The organism is Gordonia sp. (in: high G+C Gram-positive bacteria) (genome assembly GCF_020438995.1).
Taxonomy (GTDB): domain Bacteria; phylum Actinomycetota; class Actinomycetes; order Mycobacteriales; family Mycobacteriaceae; genus Gordonia.
On record NZ_JAGQTN010000024.1, the window covers coordinates 97,261 to 105,129 of the forward strand.

At 70.0% G+C, this 7,869-nt stretch carries 1 protein-coding gene; it reads left to right on the forward strand.

Annotated features, from left to right (window positions below):
• Positions 1-82 precede the first annotated feature (82 nt).
• A partial coding sequence (locus KDB67_RS02220) for a non-ribosomal peptide synthetase (protein ID WP_291011849.1) occupies positions 83-7,869 on the forward strand: 7,787 nt, incomplete at its 3' end.

Below are 7,869 nucleotides of genomic sequence, written 5' to 3' on the forward strand. Positions count from 1 at the left end.
GGCGTATCGTCGGACGGTTGATGTCGTTGAGTCCGTCGGTACGCCGCACGGTGGAGACAGATGTGAGGGGAGCTGGTTTGGCGTGACGGGTGTGGGTGAGGTTGCTGCCGCGTTCAGCCGTGTCTGGGGTCCTGCCCCGGCGACGGTGGACCTGGTGGCGTTCGCCGCGACGATTGCGCCAGACTCGGTCGCCGTCGACGGTGTCGCCGGACCCGTGTCGTTCGCGCAGCTCAACACACAACTGTCGCTGACCGCCAGGGTTCTCGCAGCTCAGGGCATCGACACCGACGCGGCCGTCGGGGCCGCGGTGACCCCCGCCCTCCCGGTCGCGGGACTATCGCCCGAGGCCGTGGCCGCACAGACCAGGGAGACGGTGGCCGCGATCCGGGCGCGAGCCCTCGGCTACGCGGGCAGCACCGACCTCGCCTCCCTGCCCGGTATCTTCCGGTCGGTGGCGGCCCGCTTCGGGGAGCGCACCGCCCTCACCGACGAACACGGACGCACGGTCACCTATACCGAGCTCGACGGTTTGTCCGACGATCTGGCCGCCGGCCTGCTGGCCGCCGGCGCCGGACCCGAGAAGCTGGTCGGCGTCGCCCTGCCCCGCAGCATCGACCTGGTCGTCGCACTGCTGGCCGTGGTCAAGACCGGGGCGGGTTACCTGCCACTCGATCAGACCCACCCGGTCGACCGCCTGCAGATGGTCGTCGACGACGCCGACCCGGTTCTGGTGCTCACCGACGAAGCGACCATCGGGCAATGGTCCGGCCTCGGTGCCGAACTGGTCACCGTCGCCGGGCAGCGCGCCCTGGCCACCGACGACCACCGGGCCGCGCTGCCCACCCGGATCGACAGCGCGCACCCTGCCTACGTCATGTACACCTCCGGGTCCACCGGCCGCCCGAAAGGCGTGGTCATCAGCCATGCCGACGTGGTCAATCTGCTGTCGGCGATGGGCCGCGAATACGACTACTCGCCCGACGACGTGTGGGCGATGTACACCTCCTATGCCTTCGACGTCTCGGTCAGCGAGGTCTGGGTGTCGCTGTGCTGGGGCGGTCGCCTGGTGGTTCTGGACTACCTGACCACGCGGACGCCGCCGGATCTGGTGCGGGTGCTCGACGCCGAGCGGGTGACGGTGATCAACATGACACCGTCGGCGTTCTACCAGTTGGCCGAGGCCGTGCGGGAGCCGTCGGTCCGCACATTCCCCGCGTCGGTGCGGTCGATGATCCTGGCCGGTGAGGCACTCGACTTCCTGCAGGTTCGGCGCTGGTTCGCCGATCGGGAACGCTGCGAGGGCAGCGCCGGACCGCAGCTGAACAATATGTACGGGCCTACCGAGGCCACCGTCTACTCCACCCGCCGCGAGCTGACCCCGGATTTCGTGGCGGCCACATCGGCGAGCGACATCGGCGCCGCACTGCCCGGTGTGCGTGCGTACGTGCTCGACTCACGGCTCGTCAAGGCACCCGACGGGGTGCCCGGGCACCTGTACCTGGCCGGTGGGCAACTCGCCCGCGGCTATGCCGACCGGTACGAACTGACCGCCACCCGGTTCGTCGCCGACCCCTTCGGCAGCCCGGGCGACCGCATGTACCAGACCGGCGACGTCGCGCTGATCCGTGACGGCGGCATCGAATACCTCGGCCGCGCCGACGACCAGGTGAAGCTGCGCGGCTTCCGGATCGAGCTCGGCGAGGTGGAGGCCGCGCTGCTGGCCGCGGATGGGGTCAGCGCGGCGGCGGCGGCCGTACATTCGCGCGACGGTTTCCCCGATCAGCTCGTCGGCTATGTCACCGCGGGCTCGGCGGCCGGTGAACTGGTCCCCGCGGATATCAAACGTGTTGTCGCGGGCAAGGTTCCCGAGTACATGGTGCCGGACGTGATCACGGTACTCGATGAGCTTCCGCTCAATGTGAACGGCAAGCTCGACCGCCGGGCACTGCCGGCGCCGGTCCTGGTGTCAGCGGTCGAATTCGTCGCACCCGCAACCGATGCCGAGGCCACGCTGGCGAAGATCTTCGCCGAGGTACTGGGGCTGGAGAAGATCAGCGTCGTCGAGTCCGTGTTCGACATGGGCGGCAACTCGCTGCTGGCGGCGCGCATCGTCGCCCGCGTCTGCGACGACATGGGTGTCGACCTGAACCTGCGCGACCTGTTCGAGGCACCCACGGTACGCGGCTTCGCCGAGCGGGTGGCCGGCGCCGACGCGGGACTCGGCGCGGTGGTGGCGGTGGTGCCGCGACCGGCCAGGGTGCCGCTGTCGTTCGCCCAGGCACGGATGTGGTTCATCAATCAGCTCGATACCACCTCGCCCGCCTACAACATTCCCGCGGTGCTTCGGGTGTCGGGACCGCTGGACATCGGAGCGCTGCGGCTGGCGGTCGGCGATCTCGTCGCCCGCCATGAGATCCTGCGCACTTCGTTCCCCGCCCCGGACGGTGAACCGTTCCAGCTCGTCGGTGACGTAGCCGAACTCGACGCCCGTGACGTGTGGCGGGTGGCCGGGTCGCCCGGCGAACTGCTGGGCGCCATCTCCGAGGGTTTCGACGTGACCACGGATTGGCCTTTGCGGGTGCGTATTTCGGCCGACCCGGAGGACGCCTCACGGCATCTGCTGGCCGTCGTCGGCCATCATATCGGCGTCGACGGCGAATCCGTGCTGCCGCTGGTGAGTGATCTGCTTGCCGCATATGCCGCCCGGATCGACGGGCGCGCACCGGAATTCGCTCCGCTGGCCGTGCAGTTCGCCGACTACGCCATCTGGCAGCACCGGGCGCTCGGCGGTGCCGGCGATCCGGGCTCGGTGGTGGCTCGCCAATTGGCCTACTGGCGTGAACAATTGGCGGGTCTGCCGGATGTGCTGAACCTGCCCGCGGATCATCGCCGGCCCAAGGTTGCCTCCTACCACGGCGCCCAGGTCCGCGGTGAGGTGCCGGCCGCGGTGGCGGCACAGATCCTGGAGGTGGCGCGTACCCATGACGCCACCCCGTTCATGGTGGTGCACGCGGCGCTCGCGGTCCTGCTGGCCCGACTCAGCGCAACTCACGACATCGCCGTCGCCACCCCGATCGCCGGCCGCGGCCAGGCCGTCCTCGAACCGCTCGTCGGCATGTTCGTCAACACCCTGGTACTGCGTACCCAGACCTTCTCGGGCGAGACGTTCACCGAGTTCCTGCACGCGGTGCGGGGCGTCGACCTCGACGCGTTCGGGCATTCGGAGGCCCCCTTCGAATCGGTCGTCGAGGCACTGGATCCTGTTCGTTCCGAGGCCTTCTCGCCGCTCGCACAGGTGCTGCTGTCGTTCGATCCGGCGGCCTCTGCCGCCGGCGCCGACATCGCGGTGGGCGGCCTGGAATTCAGCCCGGTCGGGCTGCCGGTGATTCCCGCGCAACTGGACCTGTCGGTGATCGTGTCGACCGCGGCCGCCGGCGATCCGTGGTCGCTGGCCCTGACCTACGCCACCGATCTGTTCACCGAGCCGACGGCCGCGACGATGCTGCGGCGGTTCGTCGCACTGCTCGAGGTGCTCACCGCCGATCCCGGGCTGCCGGTGGGGGAGGCCGGAATCGTCGACGCCGCTGAACGATCCGCGGTCCTGGCCGCGTCGCAGGGATCGGCGCAGCCGGTGCCGCCCGGCACCGTCGTCGATGTGATCGGGGCTCGCGCCGTCAGCTCCCCGGACAGTCCGGCGCTGCGCCACGACTCCCGTACGGTGACTTACGCTGAGTTCGGTTCACGCGTCAATACCCTTGCGAGGCAACTGATAACGCTGGGTGTCGGCCCCGATACCGCGGTCGCCGTGCTGATCGACCGCAGCGTCGAACTGCTCGTCGCCGTGCACGCGGTGCTCGCCGCCGGCGGCCAGTACGTGCCGATCGCGGCCGATGCGCCCGCCGAACGGGTCCGCTACATGCTGGACACCGCGGGCGCGGGCCTCGTCCTGGTGGCAGGCTCCGGTGTCACCAACCTGCCCGAGGGAGTCGGGACGGTCGTCGTCGACTGTTCCGGCGAGATCCATCCGGACTCGGCAGCAGCGGTCTGCGACGCAGAGCGTCTGGCGCCGCTGCGTCCGGACCACGCCGCATACACCCTGTTCACCTCGGGGTCGACGGGGCAGCCCAAGGGCGTCACGGTCTCGCACCGGGCGCTGCGCAACCGGTTGGAGTGGATGCGCGAGCAGTACGGGCTGTCGGCTTCCGACGTGTTCGTGCAGAAGACCCCGGCGACCTTCGACGTGTCGGTGTGGGAACTGCTGCTGCCGTTGGTCATCGGGTCGCCGCTGGTCATCGCCGCACCCGGCAGACATGGCGACGCGGACTATCTGGCCGCTCTCGTACGAGCAGAACAGATCACCGTGATGCACTTCGTGCCGTCGATGCTGTCGGCGTTCACCGATGTCCTCGGCGCGGACGGTCTCGCGGAGCTGACATCGCTACGGGTCGTGTTCACCTCCGGGGAGGCGCTCGGGACTTCGTCCGCACGGGCTCTGCTCACCGGGGTGCCCGCGGTGCGGCTGATCAACCTGTACGGACCCACCGAGGCCGCGGTCGACGTCACCGCCCATGAAGCACGGGTCGGCGACGAGGTCATCCCGATCGGTACGCCCGTACCCAACACGACGACGCTCGTGCTCGACGAACGCCTGCACCCGGTGCCCCCGGGCGTGATCGGCGAACTGTATCTCGGCGGTGTGCAGCTGGCCCGTGGCTACGCCGCGCGCCCGGACCTGACCGCCGAACGGTTCGTCGCCGATCCGCTGGGCCCCGATGGCGGACGCCTCTATCGCACCGGCGACCTGGTGCGCTGGACTGCTTCCGACGCACTGGAATACTTGGGCCGTACAGACTTTCAGGTCAAGCTGCGCGGTCAGCGACTCGAGCTCGGTGAGGTCGAGGCGGTGCTGGCCGCCGCGCCCGGCGTGGTGCACGCCGCCGCTGCCGTCGTCACCACCCCCGCCGGGGACCAGGTGCTGGCCGGATATCTGACGCCTGCCGATGTAGACGTCGCCGGCGTCACGGCGTTCGCCGCGCTGCGACTGCCGGAATTCATGGTGCCGACCGCATGGGTGCCACTCGCCGACGTGCCGCTCAGCGCCTCCGGAAAGCTCGACCGAAAACTGTTGCCGGAACCCGAGTTCGGCGTCCCCGGCGACGACTTCACCGAACCCGCCTCCGACGCCGAGGAACTCGTCGCGCAGGTGTTCGCCGACGTCCTCGGTGTCGACAGGGTGAGCGTCACGTCGTCGTTCTTCGACCTGGGCGGCAACTCGCTGGCCGCGATGCGCCTGGCAGCGCGCGCCGGCGACGCGCTCGGTGTCACGGTGACAGTGCGCGATGTGTTCTCCGCCGACACGGTTCGCGGCCTCGTCGCCGAGGTTGCCGGCCACGACCGGGTCTTGCCTCCGATCACCGCGATCGATCCGCGCCCGGACGTCATCCCGTTGTCGTTCGCCCAGGCCAGGCTGTGGTTCATCAACCAGTTCGACCCCACAGAGGCCACCTACAACGTGCCCGCGGTACTGCGGCTGACCGGCTCCGTCGACACCACCGCCCTGCGCGAAGCGGTGCGAGATGTGATCGCCCGGCACGAGGTGTTGCGCACGTCGTTCCCGGCGGTCGACGGCGAGCCCCGGCAGGTCGTCGGGCAACTCGACGAGTTCGACCGGAGCGAGGTCTGGCGGGTCGTCGACTCCGAGGCCGACATCGTGGCCGCCGTCTCCACCGGTTTCGACGTGTCCAAGACCTGGCCGCTGCGGGTGCGGCTGTACGAGCAGGCGTCCGGCGAGTACCTGCTCGCCGTCGTCGCCCACCACATCGCGGTCGACGGCGAGTCGATGCCGCCGCTGGTGGCCGACGTGGTGACCGCCTTCGCCGCCCGCAGCGGCGGGGCCGCGCCGGCGTGGGAGCCGCTGCCGGTGCAGTTCGCCGACTTCGCAGTGTGGCAGCATCGGGTGCTCGGTGATCCTGAAGCGGCGCAACGGATCCGGATCGATCCAGGGACCGGCGAGCGTATCGTTCCCGATTCGGTGGTGGGGCGCCAGCTTGAGCGCTGGCGCGACCGGCTCGACGGGCTGCCCGAGGTGCTCGACATCGCCGGCGCCCGCCCGCGGCCCGTCGTTGCCTCCCATCGCGGTGCGCGAGTCGGTTTCACGCTCCCGGCGGCCGTCGGTGCCGAGATCGATGAGGTCGCACGCCGCCACCGGGCCACCCCGTTCATGGTGGTGCACGCGGCGCTGGCCGTGCTCCTGTCGCGGCTGAGCGCCACCGACGACATCGCGATCGCGGCGCCGGTCGCCGGTCGCGGTCAGCAAGTCCTCGACCCGCTCGTCGGCATGTTCGTCAACACGCTCGTGCTGCGCACCCAGGTCGATCAGCACGATTCGTTCACCGAACTGCTGCGCCAGGTCAGGGGCATCGATCTGGATGCCTACGCGAACGCCGACGTGCCGTTCGAGGTGGTCGTGGAGGCGCTCAATCCGGTTCGGAGCGAGGCATTCTCACCGCTGGCGCAGGTGTCGCTCTCGTTCGACCCGCAGGCCGGGATCGGCGCGGAGCTGTCCGTCGCCGGGGTCCGGGTGCAGCCGCTGGATCCGCCGTCGGCACCGGCCAAACTCGATATCGAGGTGGTGCTGTCGCCATCGGCGGACGGTACCGACTGGGCCGGATCCATCACCTACGCCACCGACCTGTTCGACGACTTCACGATGGCCGGGTTCGCCGAGCGGCTGGTCCGGCTGCTCGACGGCCTGACCGCCGACCCCGACGCCGTGGTGGGCGACGCCGACCTGATGACTGCGACCGATGAGCGCAGACTGCTCGACGCCGCGTCCGGGGGAACGGTCGACGTCGGAGCGGACTCGGTTACCGGGTTGCTGCGCAGATGTGTCGCCTCGGCGCCGGAGCAGATCGCGGTGTGTTCCGGGGACCGGTCGGTCAGCTACGCCGAACTGGGTGATCGGGTGAATGCGCTGGCGCGCGAACTCATCTCGGTGGGTGTCGGTCCCGACACCGCGGTCGGCATCCGGTTCGAGCGTTCGGTTGAGATGGTGGTGGCCGTGCACGCGGTGTGGGCAGCCGGCGGACAGTTCGTGCCCATCGCTCCCGACGCGCCCGCCGACCGGGTCGGTTACATCCTGGCCACCTCCGGCGCGTCGGTGCTGCTCACCGGGAATGCCGCCGGCGCGGCGGGCATCGCCGGCTCCGACGGCGTCCGGGTGCTCGCCGGCTCCGACGGCGTCCGGGTGCTCGCCGGCTCCGACGGCGTCCGGGTGCTCGCGGGTTCCGACGGCGTCCGGATGATCGCCGTCGACTGCTCCGGCGACGCCGTACCCGCCGCCCCCGCGGTGACCGACGTCGATCGGAACGCCCCGCTGCGCCCGGACAATGCCGCCTACACGATGTTCACCTCCGGATCGACGGGCCGCCCCAAGGGGGTGACCGTGAGCCACCGCTCGCTGATGGTCGAGGTCTGCGCCGACCGCGCGCACTACGGCTTCGGGCCTGACGACGTGTTCTTGCAGGCGCTCGAGTACACCTTCGATCCGGCGGTGCTGGAGTTCGTGCGGCCGATCATCGACGGAACACCGCTGGTGCTGTTAGAACCCGGCGAGCATCGCGACCCGCAGGCGCTGGCCGCGGCGATCGCGAGGTTCGGCGTCACGGCCATGATGGTTGTTCCGTCGTTAATGGCCATGATGGCCGAGACGCTCGGCCCGGATCTGCCCGGCGGGGCTCCTGCGTGGGCCAAGACACTGGCCAAGGTGTCCGTCGGTGGTGAGGCACTGCCACCGTCGGTGGCCGCCCAGGTCACCGAGGAATGGTCGGTCGGTGTCCACAATCAGTACGGGCCGACTGAGACCACCAT